Annotated in this window: 21 protein-coding genes and 1 riboswitch; of the genes, 12 read left to right on the forward strand and 9 right to left on the reverse strand. The window is 66.4% G+C overall.

Annotated elements, in window-relative coordinates:
* Positions 1 to 193: 193 nt before the first annotated feature.
* The 5 genes from IQ458_RS07355 (at position 194) to IQ458_RS07375 (ending at position 6,908) form a co-directional block, all read left to right on the forward strand.
* Positions 194 to 3,238: a TonB-dependent receptor gene (locus IQ458_RS07355; protein WP_183643948.1), complete on the forward strand. Its 3,045-nt coding sequence runs from the start codon at positions 194 to 196 to the stop codon at positions 3,236 to 3,238.
* Positions 3,239 to 3,305: 67 nt separating this feature from the next.
* On the forward strand, positions 3,306 to 4,877 hold the full coding sequence (locus tag IQ458_RS07360; protein ID WP_203322378.1) for a tetratricopeptide repeat-containing sulfotransferase family protein: 1,572 nt from the start codon (positions 3,306 to 3,308) through the stop codon (positions 4,875 to 4,877).
* A 59-nt stretch (positions 4,878 to 4,936) separates the two neighbouring features.
* Positions 4,937 to 5,500, forward strand: coding sequence for an RNA polymerase sigma factor (locus IQ458_RS07365; protein WP_183644831.1), 564 nt, complete (start codon positions 4,937 to 4,939; stop codon positions 5,498 to 5,500).
* Positions 5,497 to 5,997, forward strand: a complete 501-nt coding sequence (locus IQ458_RS07370) for an anti-sigma factor (RefSeq protein WP_183643942.1) — start codon at positions 5,497 to 5,499, stop codon at positions 5,995 to 5,997. Before IQ458_RS07365 ends, IQ458_RS07370 begins: the two co-directional genes overlap by 4 nt.
* A 20-nt stretch (positions 5,998 to 6,017) precedes the next feature.
* Positions 6,018 to 6,908, forward strand: coding sequence for a DUF4097 family beta strand repeat-containing protein (locus IQ458_RS07375; RefSeq protein WP_183643939.1), 891 nt, complete (start codon positions 6,018 to 6,020; stop codon positions 6,906 to 6,908).
* A 97-nt stretch (positions 6,909 to 7,005) separates the two neighbouring features.
* On the opposite strand, the gene IQ458_RS07380 is transcribed toward IQ458_RS07375, so the two are convergent.
* Together IQ458_RS07380 and hslO are read right to left on the reverse strand one after the other, a co-directional pair.
* A complete protein-coding gene (locus IQ458_RS07380) occupies positions 7,006 to 7,836 on the reverse strand; it encodes an XOO1806 family protein (protein WP_203322408.1) in 831 nt (276 codons plus the stop codon).
* Positions 7,837 to 7,989: 153 nt separating this feature from the next.
* Positions 7,990 to 8,886, reverse strand: a complete 897-nt coding sequence (hslO, locus tag IQ458_RS07385; protein WP_328805112.1) for an Hsp33 family molecular chaperone HslO — start codon at positions 8,884 to 8,886, stop codon at positions 7,990 to 7,992.
* A gap of 74 nt (positions 8,887 to 8,960) precedes the next feature.
* Here hslO and mtgA point away from each other — a divergent pair, with 74 nt between their 5' ends.
* The 3 genes from mtgA to IQ458_RS07400 are packed head-to-tail and all read left to right on the forward strand — an operon-like array spanning position 8,961 to position 11,153.
* The gene (gene mtgA / locus IQ458_RS07390; protein ID WP_203322379.1) at positions 8,961 to 9,734 is read left to right on the forward strand and encodes a monofunctional biosynthetic peptidoglycan transglycosylase; all 774 of its coding nucleotides are present in this window, start codon (positions 8,961 to 8,963) and stop codon (positions 9,732 to 9,734) included.
* 5 nt (positions 9,735 to 9,739) lie between these two features.
* Entirely contained in the window at positions 9,740 to 10,765 is a 1,026-nt protein-coding gene (locus tag IQ458_RS07395) for a glycosyltransferase family 2 protein (RefSeq protein ID WP_203322380.1), read from the forward strand.
* A complete protein-coding gene (locus IQ458_RS07400; protein WP_141453858.1) occupies positions 10,725 to 11,153 on the forward strand; it encodes a CBS domain-containing protein in 429 nt (142 codons plus the stop codon). The genes IQ458_RS07395 and IQ458_RS07400 overlap by 41 nt, the downstream gene beginning before the upstream one ends.
* A 3-nt stretch (positions 11,154 to 11,156) precedes the next feature.
* Here the strand turns inward: IQ458_RS07400 and IQ458_RS07405 are convergent, their stop codons facing one another.
* From IQ458_RS07405 to IQ458_RS07425, 5 genes are all read right to left on the reverse strand, one after another.
* The gene (locus tag IQ458_RS07405; RefSeq protein WP_203322381.1) at positions 11,157 to 13,100 is read right to left on the reverse strand and encodes an AsmA family protein; all 1,944 of its coding nucleotides are present in this window, start codon (positions 13,098 to 13,100) and stop codon (positions 11,157 to 11,159) included.
* Between the two features lie 86 nt (positions 13,101 to 13,186).
* Positions 13,187 to 13,858, reverse strand: a complete 672-nt coding sequence (gene trhA, locus IQ458_RS07410; protein ID WP_183643927.1) for a PAQR family membrane homeostasis protein TrhA — start codon at positions 13,856 to 13,858, stop codon at positions 13,187 to 13,189.
* Between the two features lie 92 nt (positions 13,859 to 13,950).
* Entirely contained in the window at positions 13,951 to 15,555 is a 1,605-nt protein-coding gene (locus IQ458_RS07415) for a peptide chain release factor 3 (RefSeq protein ID WP_203322382.1), read from the reverse strand.
* Positions 15,556 to 15,601: 46 nt separating this feature from the next.
* Entirely contained in the window at positions 15,602 to 16,597 is a 996-nt protein-coding gene (locus tag IQ458_RS07420) for a peptidoglycan DD-metalloendopeptidase family protein (RefSeq protein ID WP_328805113.1), read from the reverse strand.
* Positions 16,594 to 17,682 (reverse strand): NHL repeat-containing protein, encoded by a 1,089-nt coding sequence (locus IQ458_RS07425; protein WP_203322383.1) that lies wholly within the window; start codon positions 17,680 to 17,682, stop codon positions 16,594 to 16,596. The genes IQ458_RS07420 and IQ458_RS07425 overlap by 4 nt, the downstream gene beginning before the upstream one ends.
* A 112-nt stretch (positions 17,683 to 17,794) precedes the next feature.
* A riboswitch (SAM riboswitch) is annotated at positions 17,795 to 17,913 on the forward strand.
* A 78-nt stretch (positions 17,914 to 17,991) separates the two neighbouring features.
* Between IQ458_RS07425 and metX the strand changes: the two genes are divergently transcribed.
* The 3 genes from metX to IQ458_RS07440 are packed head-to-tail and all read left to right on the forward strand — an operon-like array spanning position 17,992 to position 21,331.
* Positions 17,992 to 19,038 carry a homoserine O-succinyltransferase MetX gene (gene metX, locus IQ458_RS07430; protein WP_235996654.1) on the forward strand — a complete coding sequence of 349 codons (1,047 nt, stop codon included), beginning with the start codon at positions 17,992 to 17,994 and terminating at the stop codon, positions 19,036 to 19,038.
* Positions 19,035 to 20,255, forward strand: coding sequence for an O-succinylhomoserine (thiol)-lyase (locus tag IQ458_RS07435; protein ID WP_192197353.1), 1,221 nt, complete (start codon positions 19,035 to 19,037; stop codon positions 20,253 to 20,255). Before metX ends, IQ458_RS07435 begins: the two co-directional genes overlap by 4 nt.
* Positions 20,252 to 21,331, forward strand: a complete 1,080-nt coding sequence (locus IQ458_RS07440; protein ID WP_203322384.1) for a homoserine dehydrogenase family protein — start codon at positions 20,252 to 20,254, stop codon at positions 21,329 to 21,331. The genes IQ458_RS07435 and IQ458_RS07440 overlap by 4 nt, the downstream gene beginning before the upstream one ends.
* Positions 21,332 to 21,412: 81 nt before the next feature.
* Here the strand turns inward: IQ458_RS07440 and IQ458_RS07445 are convergent, their stop codons facing one another.
* On the reverse strand, positions 21,413 to 22,795 hold the full coding sequence (locus IQ458_RS07445; RefSeq protein WP_203322385.1) for an L-serine ammonia-lyase: 1,383 nt from the start codon (positions 22,793 to 22,795) through the stop codon (positions 21,413 to 21,415).
* A gap of 73 nt (positions 22,796 to 22,868) precedes the next feature.
* Between IQ458_RS07445 and IQ458_RS07450 the strand changes: the two genes are divergently transcribed.
* Positions 22,869 to 23,099, forward strand: coding sequence for a glutaredoxin family protein (locus IQ458_RS07450; protein ID WP_183643909.1), 231 nt, complete (start codon positions 22,869 to 22,871; stop codon positions 23,097 to 23,099).
* A gap of 315 nt (positions 23,100 to 23,414) precedes the next feature.
* Here the strand turns inward: IQ458_RS07450 and IQ458_RS07455 are convergent, their stop codons facing one another.
* Positions 23,415 to 24,368, reverse strand: coding sequence for an alpha/beta hydrolase (locus IQ458_RS07455; protein WP_203322386.1), 954 nt, complete (start codon positions 24,366 to 24,368; stop codon positions 23,415 to 23,417).
* Between the last annotated feature and the right edge of the window lie 9 nt (positions 24,369 to 24,377).

The raw sequence follows: 24,377 nt of genomic DNA on the forward strand, positions 1-24,377 counted from the left end.
TGCGTGAGCGGGGCATACCAGGCGTAATTCGGAACAAAAACGACGGATTAATTCGGCTTTGTACGTGACTGATGAAGAACGAAACGGCCAGCGCTTTTAAAACCTTAAATAAGCGTTATTCTCGCCGCGCCAGATGTACGTGGCATGGGTTGGGTAGGCCAAGTCTTTAATTCATCTTCGCGGAGAGAGAAGCATGGTTGCCAAAACGAATATCAGCAAAATGCGTATGAAAAGAACCACGCTCGCACTTGCCCTCGGCTTGTGCGTCGTGGGTGGGGTCAATGCGCAGTCAAATACCGCCGGCGCGATCGCGGGACGAGCCAACGCCGGGGACACCATAACCGTTACCAACCCGAACACCGGTTTCTCGAGAACGATCACGGTGGGGTCGGATGGGCTCTATCGCTTCTCGGCGCTTCCAACCGGCCAGTACACAGTCACCAGCAGCGCGGGAGGTTCCCGTAATGTTTCGGTCAACGTGGGCGTGGCAGCCAATGCGGACTTCGTTAGCCGCGGGGACGGAAGTGCCACGACGCTGGACGCGGTGACCGTGGTCGGAAGTGGCTTCGTCAACCCGATCGACGTTACGTCGGTGGAATCGACCACCATCCTGACTTCGGAGCAGATCGCGCGTATTCCTGTTCCGCGAGATACCACCAGTGTCGCGCTTCTTGCACCGGGCACGGTGCGTGGCGATGCGGCGTTCGGCAACCTGGCTTCGTTCGGCGGTGCATCGGTTGCGGAAAACCAGTACTTCGTCAACGGCTTCAATATCACCAATTCGTTCCGAAGCCTGAATTTCTCACAGGTTCCTTTCGAAGCGATACAGGAACAGCAGATCAAGACGGGCGGTTATGGCGCTGAGTTTGGCCGATCGCTGGGCGGCGTGGTCAACCAGATCACCAAACGTGGTACCAATGAGTTTCATGCGGGTGCCAACGTCTTCTATACGCCGGAAAGCCTGACTTCCAATCCGCGCAACGTCTATCTGACTAACGGAACGCTGCGCGCAGACAACTCACGCGATGAAACCTGGAACGCAACCACCGCGGTTTGGGCCAGTGGCGCGCTGATAAAAGACAGGCTCTTTGCGTATGGCCTGGTCCAGTATGGTCGTACCGAGGCCGAGGCATGGGGCAATATCCTGGCTTCGACCAATACCAGCACGACAACCAAGAATCCGAACTGGTTGTTGAAGATGGATTGGAACATTACCGATAACAGTTTGCTGGAATTCACTGCTTTCTCCGACAAGCAAAAGCAGGATGCCGATACCTATCTCAATACCGTGGGGAGGGTGGATCGAAAGAACTACATCGGAACACTGCACAGCGAGCAAGGCGGCGAGAACTACGTGCTGAAGTACACCGGGTACTTCACCGACAATTTCACATTGTCCGCTCTCGCCGGACACGGTGAATTTTCGCGTAGTCAAAGCATCAAGACGGCGAGCGGGGAGAACGTCAGCTACAACGGCAACCTCAACCAGCCCGTCGGTGGTTGCCCGTTCATTCTCGATGTCCGCCCGGCCTATCGGCGTGCAGCTACCGGTGGGGCATACAGCAGCCAATGCAACATCGGCGCAGGCGCTTTGCTGCAGGCTGAAAATTCAAAGGACACCCGTGATCAGTTCCGTCTGGACGCCGAATGGCAGTTGGGCGATCACCTGTTGCGCTTTGGTTATGATCTGGACGACTACGAGTCCGTGGCGGGCCAGGCAAATGAGGGCGGCCGCCTCTGGCGCTACTCGACGGTCGATCCCACCCCGGGCGTGGACGGTGCGAACTCCGGCGATGAGTTCGATATTGTCCGTGAGCAAATCACCACGTCGGGAGCAAAGCTGAAGGTCAAGCAGCGCGCGTTCTATCTGCAGGATAGCTGGAACATTACCGACAACTTCATCGCCTATCTTGGTGTTCGCTGGGACAGCTTTGAGAACTTGAACGGTAGCGGACAGACATATGTCAAGATCGACAACCAGTTCGGCCCACGCCTGGGTTTCTCTTGGGACGTGAATGGCGACTCGACCTTCAAGCTGTTCGCCAATGCCGGTCGCTATGCACTCCCGTTGACGCCGAGCGTTGCCTTGCGTGGCGCGAGCGCATCCTTGTTCACGCGGCAGAACTTCAACTTCACGGGTGTTGACCCCGTCACGGGTGCGCCGCTGGGATTGACTCCGCGCGGAACCACCGGCCCTGCTTTCATCAATGGCGAAGATGGCCGCGGAAAGAACCCCGCGACGATTGCATCGAAGACGCTGGATCCGCAGTACCAGGATGAATACATCATTGGTTTCCAGGCCGCATTGACCGAGAACCTGACGTTGGGCGCTCGCGGTATTTTTCGTGAGTTGAAGCAGGCGATCGATGACAACTGCGACTACACGGCGATTCTGGAATACGCGGAAGCCAACGGCCTGGATCCGGTGATCCCGAATCCCGGCTTCCCTTATTGCCGCATGTTCAATCCGGGTGAGGATGCGGTGTTCGTGACTGACATCGAAGCCGACGGCACCCTGCGCACCATCACCATCCCCGGCGACCGTCTCAGCCCCAAGGCAAAGCGTACCTATTCGGCCCTGGAAATTTTCGCCGACGGCAATTGGGAAAAGTTCTTCCTGCAGGGTTCCTATACCTATGCGAAGAGCAAGGGCAACACCGAGGGTGGCGTGAAGTCGGATATCGGTCAGGCGGACACGAACGTGACGCAGGACTTCGACTACATCGAGTTGACGGAAAATACCTATGGCTACCTGCCGAACGATCGCAGGCATAGCCTGAAGCTGTTCGGCAACTACCAGATCACCGAAGAGTGGTCGGTGGGCGGCAACTTGCTGATCCAGTCGGGTCGTCCGTACAACTGCATTGGCGTCCTCGATCGTGACCCGAACCGTGCAGCCGGCGACCCGCCGAGCCTGCCGGCGCCGGACGGTACCTACAATCCGCACCCATACGGAGCCTCGTTCTTCCGCTGCAACAATATTCCTGTGCCGCGTGGTACTGCGGGGCGGTTGCCTTGGACCAGTACATTCGATTTGAACGTGGCCTATCGGCCATCGTTCGCCAAGGGGCTGCAGGTCAAGGTCGATGTATTCAACCTGTTTGACACGCAGAAAGTGGTGGCGGTGAACGAAATTGCCGAAGATCAGGCATCCGGCCTGCCCGTTGAAACATACCTGGCGCCTGTGACGTTCCAGGCACCGCGTTCGGTCCGCTTCATGATTCAGTACGACTTCTAAGGTCTTCAGGCCTTTCTCAAACAGGAGGCGGCCACCTCGGGGTGGCCGCCTTTTGTATGATCAAGGCATGAATCCATCGATTTCCGAGTTATCCCAGCGTGCCGAACAACTGGCCGGACAGGGCAATTGGCATGCGGCGCGGGAAGCCTACAAGGCGATTCTCGCGCGGCAGCCCGGACATGCAGGGGCATTGACCCAGCTTTCATATGTCGAATCCCTGCAAGGTCACTACCGGGCTGCGCGGGAATATGCATTGGGCGCGGCTGCGGCGAAGCCCAGAGAACTTCCGGTGCTGGCCGAACTCGCCAAGCGCCTGCGCACCTTCAACGAGGCCGAGGTCTTGCAGGACTGCCTGCGTGGGCTGGGTGGCCTGGATCGGGTTCCGATCCCCTTGCTGCTGGCCTTTGCCGCCCAGCTGAGCTACCTCAATCGGCAGGAAGATGCCCTGCGGCTGCTGGACGAAGCCAAGCGCGCGGATCCGGATTATCCGCCGACGCTGATGGCGCGCGCGCAGATCCTGACCTATCTGGGTCGGTTCCAGGCGGCAGAACAAGACCTCCAGTACTGCCTGCGGCGCGCACCGGAAATCGCCCAGGCCTGGTGGCTGGTCTCCCGCCTGCGCAAGCAGAGCAAGGATACGAACCATGTGGAGCGGTTGCGCCGCCTGCTGGCCGCGCCGGGCAAGCGCCCGGACGAGGTGGCGCTGCTGGCCTATGCGCTGCACAAAGAGTTGGACGACATTGGTGATTTCGCCGGCGCGGGCGAGGCATTGACGCTGGCCTGCCGGGCCAAGCGGTCGACACTGAAATATCAGAGCGAGGAATCGCGGCGGCTGGTGGATGCGCTGATCGCGCTTCCCACGGGAACGGGCGATATGCGGACGCCAGGCGAATCCGATGCGGGACGCGTGCCGATCTTCATCGTCGGCATGCACCGCTCCGGGACCACCCTGCTGGAGCAGTTGCTGGACGGGCATGGCGACATCCACGGTGTCGGCGAGTTGTACGACTTCACCAGTCAGATGCGCTGGGCGACCGACTACCACTGCCGAGGCGTCATCGACGAGATGCTGGTGCGGAAGGCGGCGGCGGGCGTGGACTATGCCGCGGTGGGGCAGGGCTATCTGCAGAAAATGGAATGGCGGCTGGGGAAGGAGCGCTTCTTCACCGACAAGCTGCCCTCCAACTTCCTCAACATCGGCTTCATCTGCCAGGCGTTGCCGCAGGCGAAGATCCTGCATATGGTCCGCGACCCGGTGGAGACCTGTTTCTCCAATCTGCGCGAGCTGTTCTCCGACGCCAATCCTTATTCCTACGACCAGGACGAACTGGCGTACTACCATCGGCAGTACGAGCGCCTGATGGCGCATTGGCGCCAGGCTTACCCCGGCCGGGTGCTGGACGTGGACTATGGCCGGCTGACCCGCGATACCGAGACGGTGCTGCGGGAAGTGGCCGATTTCTGCGGCTTCGAATTCGAGCCGGGCATGCTGGCGCTGCAGGAGCGGACCCGCGGGGTCGCGACGGCCAGCGCCGTGCAGGTGCGTGACCGGGTGGTCGCGCTGGAACGGCCCAAGTGGGCGCCCTACGAGGACTACCTGCAGCCGCTGATTCGCGGTCTGAGGGCGGAAACGGCTTAAACCTTTCCCGTCGGTGGCACATCCAAAGGGATATGCTGAACGCCGCCGTGACCGACCTGATGACCGACACGACCGCCCTGGCGGCCGCCGAGACCGACAATGGCCTGGTCCGGGCCGCCGTCGGCGGCGACATGCGCGCCTTCGAAGCAATTTACCGCCGGCATGCCAGCCGCATCCATGGCGTCATCCAGCGCCTGGTCGGTGGCCAGGGCGTGCGTGCGGATGACCTGACCCAGGAAGCCTTCGTGCGTGCCTGGCAGGCACTGCCAAAGTTCCGTTTCGAAAGCGCTTTCAGCACCTGGCTGCACCGGTTGGCGGTCAATACCGCGCTGATGGAACTGCGCTCGCGCCGGTCGCAGCCGCTGTTCGATGAAGACGAGGACCGCCTGGACGATCTGGGCATGGCCGATTCCGCGGGCCACCAGACCGCGCTCTCGCTGGATCTGGAACGGGCGGTGGCGACGCTGCCGCCACGCGCGCGCGCGGTGTTGGTGCTGTACGACGTGGAAGGCTGGAAACATGAGGAAATCGCCAGCGAACTGGGCATGGCGGTTGGCAGTTCCAAGGCGCAACTGCATCGCGCCCGGCAGCTGCTGCGCGAAAGATTGGGAGTAGAAGCATGAACGAAGAAAACGATCGCCTGCGCTGGCAGTTGAAGGGCCTGCGCCAGGATGTTCCACCGTCCCGCGACCTGTGGCCGGGGATCGCCGCCCGCATTGCGGAGCTGCCGCAGCCGTCCACCGGGTCTTCGGCAGGCCGGGAACGAGTTGCCAGCCTGCCTTTGCGCGCGCGCCGGCTGGTGCCCTGGGCGATGGCGGCCTCCGTCCTGTTGACCGTGGGCTTCCTGTGGCAGGCCACGCATCTGACATCGCCCCAGGAGGAGCCCCTGATCAGGCAGGAAGCGGTGCAGCTGACCCGCGACTACCAGGGAGCGCTGGCGCAGATCCAGGGAGCAGAGGCCCATCCGGAACTGGGGGGCGCCCTGCAGGAGCTCGATCGCAGCGCCGAGGAAATCCTTGCCGCGCTGGACCGCGCACCCAACACGCGCTTCCTGCTCGAGCAGTTGCGCCGCACCTATGCCAAGCGCCTGGCGTTGACCCAGCGCGCAATGATGAGTTGACCAAGGAGCCTCCCATGTACATGTTCAGAACTTCCGTGCTGCTGCTGTCGCTGGTCATGGCATGTCCGGCACTGGCCGGTACGCCCATCAACGAGAGTCGCCCGCTGGACCCGCGCGGGCGCGTGGACGTCAGCAACCTCAAGGGGCGGATCCAGGTCCGCACCTGGGACCGGCCCGAGGTCAAAATCACCGGTACCCTGGGGGCCGGGGTCGAAAAGCTGGAGATCGACGGCGGCGGCGAACACCTGAATGTCTCAGTCGAGTACCCGAATGGCGGTGGCTGGGGGGAGCGCCGCAGCGAACCGACCGATCTGCAGCTCATGGTGCCGCTGCGCGCGGACCTCGAGATTGATTCGGTGTCGGCCGACGTCGATGTCGAGGGCGTGGCGGCGGGTTCGCTGTCGATCGAAGCGGTCAGCGGCCAGGTGGTGGCGATCGGCGCGCCGCGGAGCGCGGACATCAGTTCGGTCAGCGGCGATGTCCGCCTGACCCTCAACAGCGCGGAAGTCGATGCCCAGACCGTCAGCGGCAGCCTGACCCTCAATGGGCGCCTGAATGGCGAGGTCACCGTTGAGAGTGTCTCCGGCAACGTCAATGTCGCCGTCAAGGATGAGCGCCTGCGCGAATTCAAGGCCAATACGGTCAGTGGCGATCTCCGGGTCAGTACCGGTGTGGCGCCCAAGGCGGAGTTCCACATGGAGACGGTCAGCGGCAACGTGCTGTTGATCGTGCCCAAGAACCTTTCGGCCTCGGTCCGGGGTGAAACCTTCAGTGGCGATCTGCGTGCGCCGGGGGTGAAGGTCGAGCGTGGCGCCGGGCCGGGCGCCAGTTTCCAGACCCGCTACGGCAGCGGCGATGGCGACATCAGCCTGGAGACCTTCTCCGGCAATGCGGAGCTCCGCTTCGAGTAAGCCGCATCGGTATCCGGAAAGCAGAAAGGCCGCGGAAATCGCGGCCTTTCCTGTATCCGGGTTTTGTTGCGAGGAACCGTTCCGGGAGCCCGTTGAATCAGAGATCCTGCTCGTAGCGCACGTAGGGCACCGTGCCTTCGTCAGCCTTGTCGTTGCTCAGCGAGAACGGATTCTTGCCGCGGCTGATGACGTTTTCCGCGCCCACGGTCAACTGGCCGCTCCACGGGGTTCGCCAGGTGAAGCCCAGGCCCAGGCCTTCCCACTTGCCTGGCTGGCCCGGCACATCGATGACGCGGCCGATGATGTTGGCACTGAAGGGACCGTAGCCGCCGCCAACCGTGAAGGTCTTGCTGTTCCAGTGACCGGCGATCGCCGGCAGGTCCGACGCCGGCACCAGGCGGGCGCGGGCGACCGCGCCGCCGATGGAGACGAAGCCTTCGCGTCCGATGTTCTTCTCGCCGAACACCGCCAAATCGTTCTGTTCGACGCGTCCGCCGGAAACCTTGCCACCGGACAGCCAGACGGGAAGGGTGTCGCGACCGGTGCCGGCCGACAGGCCGAGACGGCCGCCGGGACGGCTGAGGGTCGCACCGGCGCTGATGCGCTGGCCGTTGGCTTCATCGCTGTCCAGTGCCGCCAGCATGCAGTGGCTGGCCAGGCTGCCGATGTTGCCGACGATGCCGCTCTGCCGGTTGCACACCAGGCCCAGCGAATCGCCGGCTTCCAGGCCGAAGGCCGCGCTCAGCGTGTTGCTGCCGAAACGCCAGCGCGCGCCCGCGGAGGCTTCGCCGGTGGGCTCGAGCAGCAGCACGGCTTCGACTTTGCCGTTGGCGTTGTTCAGGATAGGGAGTGCGGTCGGCGCGGCGCGCTCGGCCTTCTTCTGCTTGGTCTGCGCAGCCGCGCCCGTCGCCACGCCAAGGGCGAGCAGAACGGCTAACGGTAGTCGCAGATGACGCAGTTTCATGGCTCGCTTCAGACCCCGATCGTTGACGCGGAGTTCCCCTCCCGAAGGGGAACTGATGCTATGCCGTTTATGTTTCTTTAACAAGTCCCCAGGACCCGCCTGCTTCCAAAAATAACGCTACTGGAGCCTGGCCGGGGCCTCGATTCCGACCGGCGGTTGGACAAAAAGTTCCGCGATCTGATTGGTATTGAATTGGTATTTTTGACCGCAGAACTCGCAGCGGACTTCCGCCGTCCCGTCCACCAGCGCGGCGTGGGCTTCTTCTTCCCCCAGCGACTGCAGCATGGCCGCGACCCGATCACGGGAACAGGAGCAGCCAAAGCGCAGTGGCCGTTCGGCCATCCGTTCGGGAGCTTCCTCATGGAACAGGCGGTGGACCAGCAGATGAGGAGCGGTGGCCAGCAGTTCGTCCTCGGACAGGGTGTCGAACAGCGCGCCGACCCGGTGCCAGCCGTCGGCGTCGCCCTCGTCGCCGGGCAGCTTCTGCAGCATCAGGCCGGCGGCGCGTTCGCCGTCGCTGGCCAGCAGCAGGCGGGTTGGCAACTGCTCCGACTGGCGGAAGTAGTCCTCGAAGGCCCCGGCCAGCGATTCGGCGTCCAGCGACACCAGGCTCTGGTAGCGCTGCGGCTCGCGCGGGTCCAGGCCCGGGTTCTCGATGGTGATGGCCAGCAGGGCGTCCTCGCCGAGGTCGCGCAGGTCGCGCGGGGCGTCGTGGCCGTCCTCGAGTTGGGCGATGCCGCGCAGCGTGCCCGCCGCCGTGCATTCGGCGAACAGGGTGCGCAACGACGCGCGGCTGCGCAGCTGGATGGAGAGGCGGCCATCCACCTTGGTGTGTCCGGTGAACAGCACCGCCGCCGCGCTGGCTTCGCCCAGCAATGCCGCGGCGGCGGGCGGATAGGCCTGGTGCGAAAGCAGTTCGCGCCACGACTGATCCAGGTGCACGGTCACGCCGCGCACGCCGGCCTTGGGCAGCAGGAAACGGATCTGGGTGTCGTTGTCGGGGCTGGGGTTCACGAGGACTCCGGGATGCGGGAAAACCGGCCGCATCGGCATAATGCGGCATTGCGATGGCAAAGGATGGTGTGACGATGGGGGCGAATCCGGCCTTCCTCAAGACGGCGGGCCAGGAAGGGGGCGGGAAACCGATCCGCCGCCGCCGCCGCTGGGGCCGATGGCTGTTGGCGCTGCCGTTCCTGTTCGCGGCGGCGAGCGTCCTGCAGGTCGTGGTCCTGCGCTTCGTCGACCCGCCGCTGTCGGCCTTCATGGTCGCGCGCCAGATCGAAGCCTGGTCCGAGGGCGACTGGGGTTTCCGCATCCAGCATGCCTGGCGGGATCTGGACAGGATTGCACCGAGCCTGCCGCTGTCCGTGGTGGCGGCCGAGGATCAGAACTTCGCCGGGCACAACGGTTTCGATTTCAAGGCCATCGAGAAGGCGCGCGCGAGCAATGCCAAGGGGCGCCGGCTGCGCGGCGCCAGCACCCTCAGCCAGCAGGTCGCCAAGAACCTGTTCCTGTGGCAGGGCAGCAGCCGGCCTTCGCGCTGGGTACGCAAGGGATTCGAGGTCTGGTACACCTTGCTGATCGAGACCTTCTGGCCGAAGTCGCGTATTCTGGAAATGCACGTGAACATCGCCGAGTTCGGCGATGGCGTCTATGGCGCACAAGCTGCTGCCCGCCGTTATTGGGGCAAGGACGCATCACGATTGTCGCCGGCCGAGAGCGCGCGGCTGGCAGCCGTGCTGCCGGCACCGCGCCGTTACAACGCACGCAGCCCGGGACCTTATGTGCAGCGCCGGGCCAACTGGATCCAGCGTCAGGTGAGGCAGATCGGCGGCGTGGCCTATCTTGAGCAATTGGATTGAGTGGCATGAGCGATGAACTGCTGACCGTAGTAATTGCGGCGCGTAACGAAGCCGAGGCGCTGCCGCGGCTGCATCCCCGTATTACGGCGACGCTCGACGGGATCGCCAGTGTCCAGTGGCGTGTTCTCTATATCGATGACGGCAGCACGGATGACACCTGGAACGTCATGCAGCGTCTGGCGACCGAGGATGGGCGAGTGTCGCTGTTGAGGCTCTCGCGCAACTTCGGCAAGGAGGCGGCGCTTACCGCTGGACTGGATCAGGTGGTCAAGGGTGCTGCCGTCATCCTTGATGCTGATGGACAGGATCCACCGGAACTGATTCCCCGCTTCGTGGAACTGTGGCGACAGGGCTATGACAACGTTCACGGTACCCGCATCGCTCGCGAAGGAGAAGGCTGGCCCAAACGCTTGACCGCGCACCTGTTCTACCGCGTCATCGGCCGGCTCTCCAAGACGCCCATCCCGGCCGACACCGGTGATTTCCGCCTGCTGTCGCCGCGCGCGCTGGAGGCGTTGCGCGGGTTGCGTGAGCGCCACCGCTTCATGAAGGGGCTGTTCGGCTGGGTGGGCTACCGCCAGACCGCCATCGCCTACCGGCGCGAGCCGCGGCTGGCGGGCGACACCAACTTCGGTTTCTGGAAGCTGTGGAACTTCGCCCTGGAGGGCATCACCAGCTTCTCCACCGCGCCCCTGCGGGCGGCGACCTACCTGGGTGTACTGACCGCACTGCTGGCGTTCCTGGCCGCGCTGTGGGTGGTGGTCAAGGCGATGCTGTGGGGCGACCCGGTGGCCGGCTGGCCGACGATGATGGCGGTCATCCTGTTCCTGGGCGGCGTGCAACTGGTCGCGCTGGGCATCATCGGCGAGTACCTGGGCCGGCTTTACGAGGAGTCCAAGCAGCGCCCGCTGTACTTGGTCGATGTATGGCAACCCGGCGCCGCAGGAGTATCCTTGGGCCAGCCCTCTCGACCATCCGATGGAGGCAGTCATGCGCACGGTTCGCCAGTTGTTGGGGGCCAAGAGCCCTGAGGTTTTCGCGGTTTCCCCGGACGATTCGGTACTCGACGCCATCAAGCTGATGGCGCAGAAAAGCGTGGGCGCGGTGCTGGCCATGCAGGGAGCCAGACTGTGCGGAATCGTTTCCGAGCGTGACTACGCACGCAAGGTGGTGCTGCAGGGGCGTTCCTCGGCCAACACGCCGGTGCGCGACATCATGACCGGGCGGGTGATCACCGTCGGCCCGGACGACACGGTCGATCGCTGCATGCAGATCGTCACCGAACACCGCATCCGCCACCTGCCGGTGCTGGAAGGCGATCGCGTGGCCGGCGTGATCTCGATCGGCGATCTGGTCAAGGCGGTGATCGAGGACCAGCAACTGGAACTGGACCAACTGCAGCGCTACATCGCCAGCTGACGCTCAACGCGCGTACTGGCCGCCGCAGCCGGCGTCCTTGCCCGGACCCAGTTCCAGGGTGGCCAGCAGCGCGGCCGGCGGCGCGATGCTGCCCAGCGCCAGCGCGGTCGCGCCGCGCAGGCCCAGGCGCTTGAAGTCGGGACGGAACGAGGGATCCCGGAAGGTGCCCTGCACCACCAGCGGAGAACGCAGGGCCAGGATGCTGCGGTCCTTCGGTCGCGGCCGCAGTTCCAGATCCAGGGTTTCCTCCTTCAGGCTGATATCGCCCTTGCCGACGATCAGCGTGTCGGTGGTATCGAAGGCCAGCGTGCGCGCGTGCATCACGCCGTCCTGCACGGCGAAGTCGCCGAACGCGCAGCGTACCGGAACGGTCTTGTCCCTGGTCAGCAGGAACTTCAGCGACTCGGCGACGTCCAGTCCGGCGAGTTCCATCAGCAGGTTGCTGATCCGGCCCTGGCCCATGCCGATCGCGATGTCGCCGTCGGCGCTGCCGAGGATGCGCGCGACCGAGTTGCCGGTGCCGGTGATGGCGACATCGCCGCCGATGCGGCCGATGGCCGTGCGGGTGATTTCGGCATCCGGGAACAACCGCGCCAGGTTCAGCCGGCGCAGCGAGATGTCGGCGCGGGTACGGATGGTGTCGGTGCGCGCATCCATGCGGATGTTCGAGCGGATGTCGCCTTCGGCGACGCCGAAGTTGAGCGGATCCAGGTGCAGCAGGCCGCCGTCCAGGCGCAGGTGCGCGTCCATGTCGTCCAGAGGCAGTTTCGGCGCGTTGATGCGATGTGCCTTCCAGCGCACGTCCGCATCCATCGCGCGCAGCTTGGCCAACTGGTAGGGCGTGTCAGGAAGCACGCGCGCATCGGCGCGCTGCTCGGCCGCTTCGGCCTTTTGTTCGGCGTTGCTGGTTTCCGCGCCACCGGTCTGCGGCGCCGCGCCCACGAAGCCCGCCAGGTCATCGAAGTCGAGGCGTCGCGAGACCAGATCCGCTTTCAGCAATGGACGCGCGCGGCCGACCGTCACGCTGGCCGAACCGCCAAGATCGCTGTCGCCGACCTGACCGGTGAAGCCGTCGTAGCGCCAGGTATTGCCGTCGCGGGTGAAGCGTCCGTCCAATCGGTATGGGGGCGTGGGTGGGATGGCGATGCCGAGCAGCGGATACAGATCCTGCATGTCGCGGCCGGCCAATTGCAGCTTCAGATCGAAGCCGCGCAGGCGCAGTGGATCCAGCAGGCTGCCACGGGCGTGGGCGCGGGTGGCGCCGGCCTGCGCGCGCAGGTCGATGCGATAGGGTTGGCTGGCATCGCGCAGCGCCAGCGGCGAGGCGGCCTGTCCCTGCAGCCGGAAGGGCTCGCCGCTCCAATGGCCGCCTCCATCGATGGCCACCGATGGCGCATTTTCCTTGCCGGGCGACGCCACGCTGTTCAACCGGATATCGATGTCGGTTTTTTCCGGCGCGTCGAGATAGCGCAGGCGACCGTCGCGGACCCAGAGGCGATGGAAGCGCAGATCCGTCTCGCCGGAAGCCCCGAAGTCCCAGTTGCCCTTGTCACCCGGTCCGGTTTCCAGGCGCAGGGTGGGTTCGATCAGGCGGATCTCGGGAATGCGGACCTGTCCCCGCAGCAGCGGCCAGATTTCGATGTCCAGTTCCGCCCGCCGCGCCGCCGCCATGGTCGGTTCCCGCGACCATGCCGCGTTGCCGAAACGCAGCGCGTCGCCGCGCACGGTGGTGACGCGCCCAAGGTCCACGTCCAGGTTGCCGCCAATGCGGAATTCGCGGCCGGTACGGGCCTGGACCTGCCGTTCGAGCGGACCCTTGAACCAGTTCCAGTCGAACAAGGCGATCAGCACGGCCACGAGCGCCACCAGCAGCGCGAGGACCATGCCCGTGCGGCGTGAGGGCCGGGGCCAGCGGAATGGCGTCTTGCGGGCAGGGACGCGATTCATGCGTCCACTTAGCCAGCGCGGTTGTTCAGGCCATGCGAAAGCCGGGTCAAGCCGGGTTTCGCGTGTTCAGCCGGCGTGCGGCGCGCTCAGCCGCCGGCCAGGCGCGGCCGCAGGACCTGTTCGGTGACCGCGATGTAGTGGCAGACGCTGCCGGCGATCACGAACAGGTGCCAGATCGCGTGCGAATAGCGGATCGACTCGCGATGGTAGAAATAGGTGCCCAGGGTGTAGAAGAGGCCGCCTGCCAGCAGCCAGCCCAGGGTCCAGGCATCGAGCGAGGTCAGCATCGGCTTGATGGCCACCATCACCAGCCAGCCCATGGCGATGTAGATCAGCGTGGACAGCAGCTTGAAGCGGCCGGTGTAGAACAGCTTGAAGATCACCCCGCCCACCGCCAGCGTCCAGATCGCCGCGAACAGGCTCCAGCCCCAGGGACCGCGCAGGCCGATGAGGGTGAACGGCGTGTAGGTGCCGGCGATCAACAGGTAGATCGCGCAGTGATCGAACACCTTCAGGCGGCCCTTGGCGACCGGGTGCTGGATGGCGTGGTAAAGCGTGGAAGCCGTGTACAGCAGCAGCAGGGTCACGCCGAACACGATCGACGCGCCGAGTTGCCAACCGTCGCCGTAGATGGCGGCCAGGGTGATCAGCACCGCGCCACCGGCCAGGGCGGCCATCGCGCCCAGGCCATGGGTCAGGGCGCTGGCGATCTCGTCACGGATGTGCGCGGCGCGCGGATGGGAGTGTTCGGCGGTCATGCGCGGACGTTACCGCAATGCAGCAAGCGCTGCATCCATACGCCGCCCGTGTCTTCAGCATGGAGCCGGAAAACACGGGCGGCGCGCGGCGATCAATCCACCGCGGCGGCGTGCGCGTGTTCGCGGGTGGCCAGGAACTGCACGGCCGGCGCGCGTTCCTGCGCCAGTTGCAGGTTGACCCGCGTCGGCGCGAGGTAGACCAGTTGCCCGGCGGCGTCGACGGCCAGGTTCATCGCGTTCTTGTCGCGGAACTCTTCCAGCTTCTTCGCGTCGTCGCAGCGGATCCAGCGGGCGGTGGCGACGCTGACGTTCTCGAAGCTCGCGTCCACGCCGTACTCGTCCTTCAGGCGGTAGGCGACCACGTCGAACTGCAGCATGCCGACCGCGCCGAGGATGAGGTCGTTGCTCATCAGCGGGCGGAAGAACTGGGTCGCGCCTTCCTCGCTGAGCTGGGCCAGGCCCTTCTGCAACTGCTTGAGCTTGAGCGGATCCCGCAGGCGCGCGCGGCGGAACAGTTCCGGCGCGAAGTTGGGGATGCCGGTGAAGCCCAGCGATTCGCCCTCGGTGAAGGTGTCGCCGATCGAGATGGTGCCGTGGTTGTGGATGCCGATGACATCGCCCGGCCAGGCCTCGGCGGCGATCTCGCGATCGCTGGCCATGAAGGTCAGTGCGTTGGCCAGCTTGATGTCCTTGCCGCTGCGCACGTGGAAGGCCTTCATGCCGGCTTCGAAACGACCCGAGCACACGCGCATGAAGGCGACGCGATCGCGGTGCTGCGGATCCATGTTGGCCTGGATCTTGAAGACGAAGCCGGTCAGCTTGTTCTCGGTCGGTTGCACGTTGCGGCCGGTGGTGGCGCGGGCCTGTGGCGAGGGCGCGTGCTCGACGAAGAAGTCCAGCAGCGGCTGCACGCCGAAGTTGTTCACCGCCGAACCGAAGAACACCGGGGTCTGCCGGCCTTCGCGATAGGCCTGCAGATCGAAGGAATGCGAGGCGCCCTGCACCAGTTCCAGTTCGTCGCGCAGGCTGGCCAGCATCTCGGCGCCGATGCGCGCTTCCAGCTGCGGATCGTCCAGCGAGGCGAAGATGGTCGAATCCTGGCGGGTGAAGTTGCGGCCCTGCTCGTACAGGTGGACCTCGCCGGTCAGCAGGTGTACCACGCCCTTCAGGCGGCTGCCCATGCCGATCGGCCAGGTCACCGGCGCGCACTGGATGCCGAGCACGCGCTCGACTTCGTCCAGCAGTTCGATCGGCTCGCGGCCTTCGCGGTCGAGCTTGTTGATGAAGGTCATGATGGGGGTGTCGCGCAGGCGGCACACTTCCATCAGCTTGATGGTCCGCTCTTCCACGCCCTTGGCCACGTCGATGACCATCAGCGCCGAGTCCACTGCGGTCAGCACGCGGTAGGTGTCTTCGCCGAAGTCGGCGTGGCCGGGCGTGTCCAGCAAATTGACGATCTTGCCTTCGTACGGGAACTGCATGACCGAGGAGGTGACCGAGATGCCACGCTCCTTTTCCAGCGCCATCCAGTCGGAGGTGGCGTGGCGGGCGGCCTTGCGGCCCTTGACCGAACCGGCCATCTGGATCGCGCCGCCGAACAGCAGCAGCTTTTCGGTCAGCGTGGTCTTGCCGGCGTCAGGGTGGGAGATGATGGCGAAGGTGCGGCGGCGCGCGGCTTCGGTGGCGACTTCGGACATGGCAAGGGCGCCCGCGCGGGCGCTGGGAGACGGGGAAAGTCGCGAATTATAGCGGGTTGGCCCGGTCCGCCGGGGCGGCGCCGGCGGGCGGGTCGATGGGACCGGATCCGGCGTGCTGGCTGGCGAACTGGAGTTGGCCCAGCGGGCCGAACATCCTGAACGGAATGGATTCCAGCGCCATGCCGCGGTTCACCTGGACCACGAAATGCAGGTGCGGGGCGGTGCTGAACCCGGTGTTGCCGGACAGCCCGATGCGCTGCCCCTTGCGCACGTACTGGCCCTCGCGCACCTGCACGCCTTCCGGCTTGAGATGCGCGTAGACGGCCATGCTGCCGTCGCCGTGGACGATGCGGATGAAATTGGCGCGGCCGCCGAATCGTTCGCGGTTCAGGCCGGCCTTGTCGAAGTCGGACTCCACCTGCATGACCATGCCCTCGCGCGCGGCGAGGATCGGCGTGCCCACCGGGACCGCGAAGTCGATGGCGTACAGGTTCTGCGCGTCGTTGTGGCTGAATCCGCCGCCCGGGCCCTGGTCCACCCGCACCCGCCCGTATTCGAAGGGCAGGCGGTATTCGTAATCCTGGCCGTGCGCGGCGGGATCACCCGGCAGGGAGTCCAGCGCCAGTTCGAAATCGCCGCCACGCAGGGGATCGCGCATCGAAATGCTGGCGACCAGGACGCTGCTGCGCGCCGGCACCACCGCGGTCGCCGGCAGCGCCGGCTGGGCGGCGACGTTGCTGTTGCGCTTGAAACCCAGGCGCACCTCGACCGGCCCGTGCAGCAGGTTGTCCGCCCACGCCTGGTAGCGCAGGCCGCTGCGTTCCAGCCGCAGCCGCACTTGCGCGCTGGGGGCGTTGTGGAAGCGCAGCACGTCCACGCTGGCATCCACCAGTTCGCCGGCCTCCGGCGGTTTGTCGCCGTACTGGGTATAGCCGTGCTTGTCCTTCCAGCGGTACAGCCGCGCCGCCTCGCCGGGGACGGCGCCAGCGAGCAGCGTGGCGGCGGCGAGGCAGAGCAGGGACGTGCGCAGGGCGGGGTTCACGGCAGGCAGTCGTTTCCGAGGTTCAGGGCGCGCGCGACGTCACGCAGGTCGAACGCGGCCAGTGATTGATCATTGTGCAGGGCGAACAGCGCACCGGCCGGGAAGCGCCGGGTCGATGCCGCGTACAGGGTCTCACCATCGGTGTTGCTGACCTGTTCACCGCGGAAGATACCGCGCGGTGCCAGGCTGGTGCGATCGAACACGCGGAACAGGGTGGGGGTGAGCTGGTCCACCGCGATCCAGTAGCCGCGATCGACCGCGCAGGGCCACAGCGCGATGCCCTCGGCGTCCGCGTCGAACGCGGGAAGGCTGAGTCCGCGGTACCGCCCGGACAGGGTGTAGTCGCGCAGGGTCGAACCCACTCGGCGGTCCTCGTCCGCGATCAGCAGCCGGTCGTGCAGGGGATCCCCGGCGATGGATTCGACCATGCGCAACGCGCCGGCCTCGTCGGTCGCACCGAAGCTTCCCAGCAGGCGCCACCGCACGCTTCCGTCCCCGTCTTCCTCGACGCGGAAATGCTTGATGCGCTGGTCGAGCTCGCTGAGCGGCGGCAGCTTGCCGGTGCGGAAGTCGGCCATGAAGCTGTCGGTGACGAACAGATCCAGCTGGCCGGGTCCGGTTTCGTCCAGCCAGAGCCCGTAGGGCACCTTCAGCGCGTCCTGGCCGATCTGCGCCACCGGGGTGAATCCGGGCAGGCGCATCACCTGCACCCGGTGGTTGTCGCGTTCGGCGACGAACAGCAGGTCGCCGAACACGGCGATGCCGTTGGGCCGGTTGAACTGTCCCGGTGCCTGGCCCGGGCCGCCGACCGTGCGCAGGCGTTCGCCGGTGTCGCCGTCGTACACCGCTAGGCGGTGGCTGGATTTGGCGGTGGCGATCAGCCAGACCCGTCCGTCTTCGGTCGGCCAGGCGGCCAGCGAGTCCAGTTCGTCTTCCGGGACCGGGGCGGAGACCCAGGCTTCGGGGACGATGACGTCGGCGGCGGTGGTCGGCGTCGGTGCGGGAGGGCGGGAGGTGTGGTGGCTCTGGGTGGCGCAACCGGCCAGCAGGGCCAGGGCGCCCGCAAACAGGTATTTCCGGGTCATGGCGGGATTATGCGGCATGGGTCACGGAGCCGGGAGGGGGCATCCCGGAAGATCCATCGCTCCATCCGCATAAAGCGATTGACATCGGGAAAAACCGCTGGCAAAGTGCCGGTCACCATCGAGACCGGCAGAGGGACAGGCCCGAAGAAGCCGGGGCAACCAGCGATGCGCAAGCGTCGTGGTCGGTGCCAAATCCTGCGGGGACCTTTGCGTCTGCCCGAAAGATGGTTCGTACCGTGCCTCTGCACGGCGAACGCGAGCTCCGCGAAAGCTCGATGGCCGCAAGTCCCCTCTTCACCGGACACCGCCATGAGCTTCGCCACCGCCGCCGCGTCTTCCCTGTCTTCCGTGCCCGCGTCCTGTACGGCCGATGCCGTTCTCCTTGTCCAGGACGGCATCACCGCCCGCCGTGGCGAAATCGCGCTGGAACTGGACATGCGCCACGCGGGCCGGCACCTGATCCGGCTGCGCTATGAACTGTCGGGCGCGGTGGACGCGCCGGTGGTGTTCGTCGCCGGCGGCATCTCCGCGCACCGGCACCTGGCCGCCAGCGCCACGTTCGCGGAAAAGGGCTGGTTGAACGATCTGGTCGGCACCGGCCGCGCGCTGGATCCGGCACACCGCTGCCTGCTGGCGATCGATTTCATCGGCGCCGACGGCAAGCTCGACGCGCCCATCGACACCGCCGACCAGGCCGAGGCGATCGTCAAGCTGCTGGACGCGCTGGGCATCCGCCAGCTGCATGCCTTCGTCGGCTATTCCTATGGCGCGCTGGTCGGCCTGCAACTGGCGGTGCGCCATCCGGCCCGGCTGGCAAAGCTGGTGGCGGTCAGCGGCGCGCACCGCGCCCATCCGTATGCCGCCGCCTGGCGCGCGCTGCAACGTCGCGCGGTCAGCCTGGGCCAGTTGCAGTGCGCCGACGCGGCAGGCCTTTCGCTGGCGCGCCAGTTCGCCATGCTCAGCTACCGCACGCCGGAAGAATTCGAGGAGCGCTTCGACGCCGCCGCCGAGATCGTGCATGGCCGCGTGCGTTGCGCCGCCGAGGACTACCTGGACGCCGCCGGCGCGCAGTACGTGGCGCGCACCCCGGTCACCGCCTACCTGCGCCTGTCCGAATCCATCGATCTGCACCGCATCGATCCGGCCGCCGTGCGCGTGCCTACCACGGTGGTCGCGGTCGAGGGTGACCGGCTGGTGCCGCTGTCCGATTCCGTGGCCCTGGTCGAGGGGCTGGGCACGCGGGGCAACCTGCGCGTGCTGCGCTCGCCCTATGGCCACGACGCCTTCCTGAAAGAAACCGATCGCATCGACGCGATCCTCAGCACTGCCCTGCGCGGCAACGGAGAAAACGCATGAGCCAGTTCGACGCCGCCGGCGACAACCCCTGTCGTCCCGCCACCGCCGCCGTCCGCGCCGGCATCGACCGCGATACCGCCTACGGCGCGGTGACGCCGCCCATCGTGCTGTCGTCGAACTTCAGCTTCGACGGCTTCGGCAACAAGCGTGAGTACGACTACACCCGCAGCGGCAACCCGACCCGGGATCTGCTGGGCGAGGCACTGGCCGAACTGGAAGGCGGCGTTGGCGGCGTGATCACCTCCACCGGCATGGGCGCGATCAACCTTGTCCTCAACGCGCTGCTGCAGCCGGGCGATCGCCTGGTGGTGCCGCATGACGCGTACGGCGGCAGCTGGCGCCTGTTCAACGCGCTGGCGAAGAAGGGCCACTTCGAGCTGATCACCGCCGACCTGACCGATCCGCGCTCGCTGGCCGACGCACTGGCGCAGTCGCCGCGGCTGGTGCTGATCGAGACGCCCTCCAACCCGTTGCTGCGGATCACCGACCTGCGCTTCGTCATCGATGCCGCGCACAAGGCCGGCGCATTGACCGTGGTCGACAACACCTTCCTGTCGCCGGCCTTGCAGAAGCCGATCGAGTTCGGTGCGGATCTGGTGGTGCATTCGACCACCAAGTACATCAATGGCCACAGCGACGTGGTCGGCGGCGCGGTGGTCGCGCGCGATCCGGAAGTGCACCAGCAACTGGTGTGGTGGGCCAACGCGCTGGGCCTGACTGGTTCGCCGTTCGACAGCTTCCTGACCCTGCGCGGCCTGCGCACGCTGGATGCGCGCCTGCGCGTGCACCAGGAGAACGCCGACGCCATTGCCAGCCTGCTGGACGGGCATCCGGCGGTATCGAAGGTGTACTTCCCCGGCCTGGCCTCGCATCCGGGGCATGCGCTGGCGGCGCGCCAGCAGAAGGGCTTCGGCGCGATGCTGAGCGTGGAATTGCATGGCGGCGAAGCGGCCGTGCGTGCGTTCGTGGAAGGCCTGCGATATTTCACCCTGGCCGAATCGCTGGGAGGGGTGGAGAGCCTGGTAGCGCACCCGGCTTCGATGACGCATGCGGCGATGACCGCCGAAGCGCGTGCCAAGGCGGGCATTTCCGATGGCCTGCTGCGCCTGTCGGTTGGTATCGAGGCCACCGAGGATCTGCTGGCCGATCTGTCCGCCGGCCTGGCGCGCGCGCAGCGCGCCGCCGCGGAGGCCGATCGAAAACTCGCCGACGCATGAGCGCAGTCGTCCAGCTTCCGGCGGCGCGCCGCCGGCCGTCGCCGCGCCTGGCGCTGCTGGGCACCGGCGTGGTCGGCAGCGCATTCGTGGATCGCTACGGTCGTCTGAGCGAGCGCATCGAGGGCCTGCCCGAGTTCGCCTGGCTGGCCAACTCGCGCAGCGTGCAGGCCTGCGCCGCCGCGCCTGCCGATGCGCTGGATGCCGCCCGCGCCGCGCCGGCGCGCGATGCGGAACTGCCACCGTGGGCGGAAGCCGAATCGCTGCGCGACGGCGACATCATCGTCGACGCCACCGCCAGCGACGCGGTGGCCGACTGGCATGCCGAGTGGCTGGCGCGCGGCATCCACGTGGTCACTGCCAACAAGCTGGGCAACGGCGGCGCGCTGGTGCGTGCACAGGCCATCCAGCGCGCGCGCCGGGATTCGGGCGCGCACTACGGCGACAGCGCCACGGTCGGCGCGGGCCTGCCGCTGCTGCGCAGCCTGCGCGCGCTGGTCGCCGGCGGCGATCGCATCCATCGGGTGGAAGGCGTGCTGTCCGGTTCGCTGGCGTGGCTGTTCAATCATTACGACGGCATGCGGCCGTTCTCCGGCTTCGTGCGCCAGGCGCGCGAGGCCGGCTACACCGAACCGGATCCGCGCATCGATCTGTCCGGCGAGGACGTGCGCCGCAAGCTGCTGATCCTGGCGCGGGCGGCCGGTCTGCCGTTGCAGTCGGAAGACGTGAAGGTCGAGTCGCTGGTGCCGGCGGCATTGGCAACGCTGACGATCGCCGAGCTGGACGAGGCGCTTGGCCAGTTCGACGCGCCGCTGGGCGCGCATTTCCGCGAGGCCTACCGCAACGGCGAAAAGCTGCGTTTCCTGGGGCGTTTCGACGCCGAAGGCGCCAGCGTCGGACTGCGCACGCTGGCCGCGGATCATCCGCTGTGCGGCGGTGGCGGCACCGACAATCGGGTCGCGATCTTCAGCGATCGCTATCCGGACCAGCCGCTGGTGGTGCAGGGCCCCGGCGCGGGCGCGGAAGTGACCGCGGCCGCGTTGCTGGATGACGTATTGGCGATCACCGCCAACCCGTAGAGCCGAGCTTGCCCGGCTGGCGGGGAGGTTGCGGAGAAAGGGCAGCGGAGCAAGCTCCGCTCTACGGGCCGCCGGGTTCCGTCAGCACTCGATGACGTTGACGGCCAGGCCGCCGCGGCTGGTTTCCTTGTACTTGTCCTGCATGTCGCGGCCGGTGTCGCGCATGGTCTTGATGACCTTGTCCAGTGACACCTTGTGCTTGCCGTCGCCGCGCATCGCCATGCGGCTGGCATTGATTGCCTTCACCGCACCCATCGCGTTGCGCTCGATGCAGGGAATCTGCACCAGTCCGCCGATCGGATCGCAGGTCAGGCCCAGGTTGTGTTCCATGCCGATTTCGGCGGCGTTCTCGATCTGGCTGGGCGAACCGCCGAGCGCGGCGACCAGGCCGCCGGCGGCCATCGAGCAGGCCACGCCGACCTCGCCCTGGCAGCCGACCTCGGCGCCGGAGATGCTGGCGTTTTCCTTGTAGAGGATGCCGATGGCGGCGGCGGTGAGCAGGAAGTCGAAGATCCGCTGTTCGCTGGAGCCGGGGCAGAACCGGTCGAAGTAGTGCATGACCGACGGGATGATGCCGGCCGCGCCGTTGGTGGGCGCGGTGACCACGCGTCCGCCGGCGGCGTTTTCCTCGTTGACCGCCAGCGCGTACAGGTTGACCCAGTCCAGCGTGGTCAACGGGTCGCGCATGTTGGCTTCCGGCTTGCTGGCCAGTTCGCGGTGCAGGGTGGGGGCGCGTCGCGAGACGTGCAGGCCGCCGGGCAGGGTGCCTTCCTCGCGGATGCCGCGGGTCACGCAGGCCTGCATCGCGCTCCAGATCGCCCGCAGTCCTTCGCGGATCTCGTCCTCGCCGCGCCAGCACTTCTCGTTCTCGAACATCAGCTGGGCGATGCTCAGTCCGCTGCGCTGGCACTGCGCCAGCAGCTCGTCGCCGCTCTTGAACGGATACGGCAGCGGGGTCTCGTCGGCGACGATGCGATCCACCGCCGCGTCGTCCTGGTTGACCACGAAGCCGCCGCCGACCGAGTAGTAATCGCGGGTCGCGATGACCTCGTCGCTGGCGTCGTAGGCGGTGAAGCGCATGCCGTTGGTGTGGTAGGGCAGCTTCTGCCGCTTGTTCATCAGCAGGTCGCGCTTCTCGTCGAAGGCGATCGCGTGGGTGCCGCCCAGTTGCAGGGTCTTGCTGCCGCGGATGCGTTCCAGTGCCGGCGGGATGATGTCCGGGTCGATTTCGTTCGGATAGTGGCCTTCCAGGCCCATCAGCACGGCCTTGTCGGTACCGTGGCCGCGCCCGGTCAGGGCCAGCGAGCCGAACACTTCGGCGCGGATCCGCGCGACGTCGCGCAGGCGGCCGGGTTCCTCCAGCCAGCGCGCGACGAACCGCGCCGCCGCCCGCATGGGGCCGACGGTGTGGGAGGAACTCGGCCCGATGCCGATCTTGAAGAGGTCGAAGGTGCTGACTGCCATGGCGCGTATTCTATGCCGTCGCCGGTGAAAGCCGCTCCCGCGACGCAACAGATCGGATCCGGAGATCGCACCCTTGTCCCCAGCCCTGACCCTCTACCAGCGCGACGACTGCCATCTGTGCGACCTGGCCCTGGCCGTACTGGCCGAGGCGCGGGTGCCGGAATTCGAGAGCGCGTTCATTGACGGCGACGACGATCTGGAGGCGCGCTACGGCGTACGGGTACCCGTCCTGCGCCGCGCGGACGGGACCGAACTGGACTGGCCGTTCGATGCGGCGGGGCTGGCGCGCTTCCTCGCCGGTTGAGGGAGTTGGCGGCGATGCTGTCGTACGGGCGCGGACGATCGCGAAGGATGGGGGAGTAGTACCTCGTCTTCGAGGGTGAACAGCTGCGCATAGTTCAGGTGCAGGCGCGGGACCTCACGTCGAATCCGGCCAGGTCGTCCGCTGCACGTATCCACGATATGGCCGCTGTTCTGGCCGGTTCCGGCGTGGCGGCACTGGTGGTCATCCGACGGGGACCGTGCCTCGCCGTCGCGCAGGTCGATTGCGCCCACGGGTCCTCCCCGCAACAGGAAGCCCGCGCCATGGCGCGGGTTTCCTGTTGCCTGACGAGTCGGGTCAGGGTGCCGTCGGATCGTGGCGGGATGCGGAGCCGGGCATCGAAGCAGGTGAAGCGTGGCGCGCGGTCTGCTGCGAGGACGGACCGGACAACTGGTGTTCGAGAAAGCCGACCACCCGCTTCTCGTACTCATCGGGGGCGTGCGCGAGGAAATCCACGTGCGCGGCATTCGGCAGCAACCAGAATGCCTTGGCATTCTTGGCGCGTTCGAACAGGGCGCGCGACTCGGCGGGCAGGGTATGCCGGTCGCGGCCACCGGCCACGACCAGTACGGGCGCATCCAGTTTCCCGATCCGGTCCAGGGGCGACAGTTCATCGACGGTCACGCCGATCCGCCATTGCGTCTGCAGGGTCAGCAGCGGCGCCAGCAATTCCGCCATGCCATCGCCGAGGCGCATGGCGATACGGTTGCGGACGGCCTGGCGCGCGTTCGAATAGACCGCTTCCAGCACCACCGCATCGAATCCGGCGGGTTGCGGCGCCAGCAATATCGAGGCGCCGCCGAGGGATACGCCGATGGCGGCCAGGCGACTGCCGGGAACACGTTGCCTCATCCAGTCCCGCGCGGCGACAACACCGCGAGACGCGCGCGCGCCCAGCGTGATCGCATCGCCCTGGCTCTCGCCATGTGCCTGCAAATCGACCAGCAGGACCGGATAGCCATGACGATGCAGCAGGCGGGCGCGTCCCAGCATCGCGCGCCGATCCGCGCGGATGCCATGCAGCAGGAGTACGGCGGGCCGCGCCGTGGTTCCGGTCACCCACCATCCACGCAGCGGCGGCGCGTCGGGGACCGGAATGGTTACCGCTTCAATGGGCAGATCAGCGGGCGCGTCACCCATGGCGGCCAGGCGCGGGGCCAACAGCTCGCCACCCACGAACCAGGCCGCCAGGACGGTCGCGAAGCAGAGCAACGCGACCGCCAGCGAGGCGCGCAGGATGACGCGCCGCATGGGAGCATG

The organism is Pseudoxanthomonas beigongshangi, from assembly GCF_016820515.1.
Taxonomy (GTDB): domain Bacteria; phylum Pseudomonadota; class Gammaproteobacteria; order Xanthomonadales; family Xanthomonadaceae; genus Pseudoxanthomonas_A; species Pseudoxanthomonas_A beigongshangi.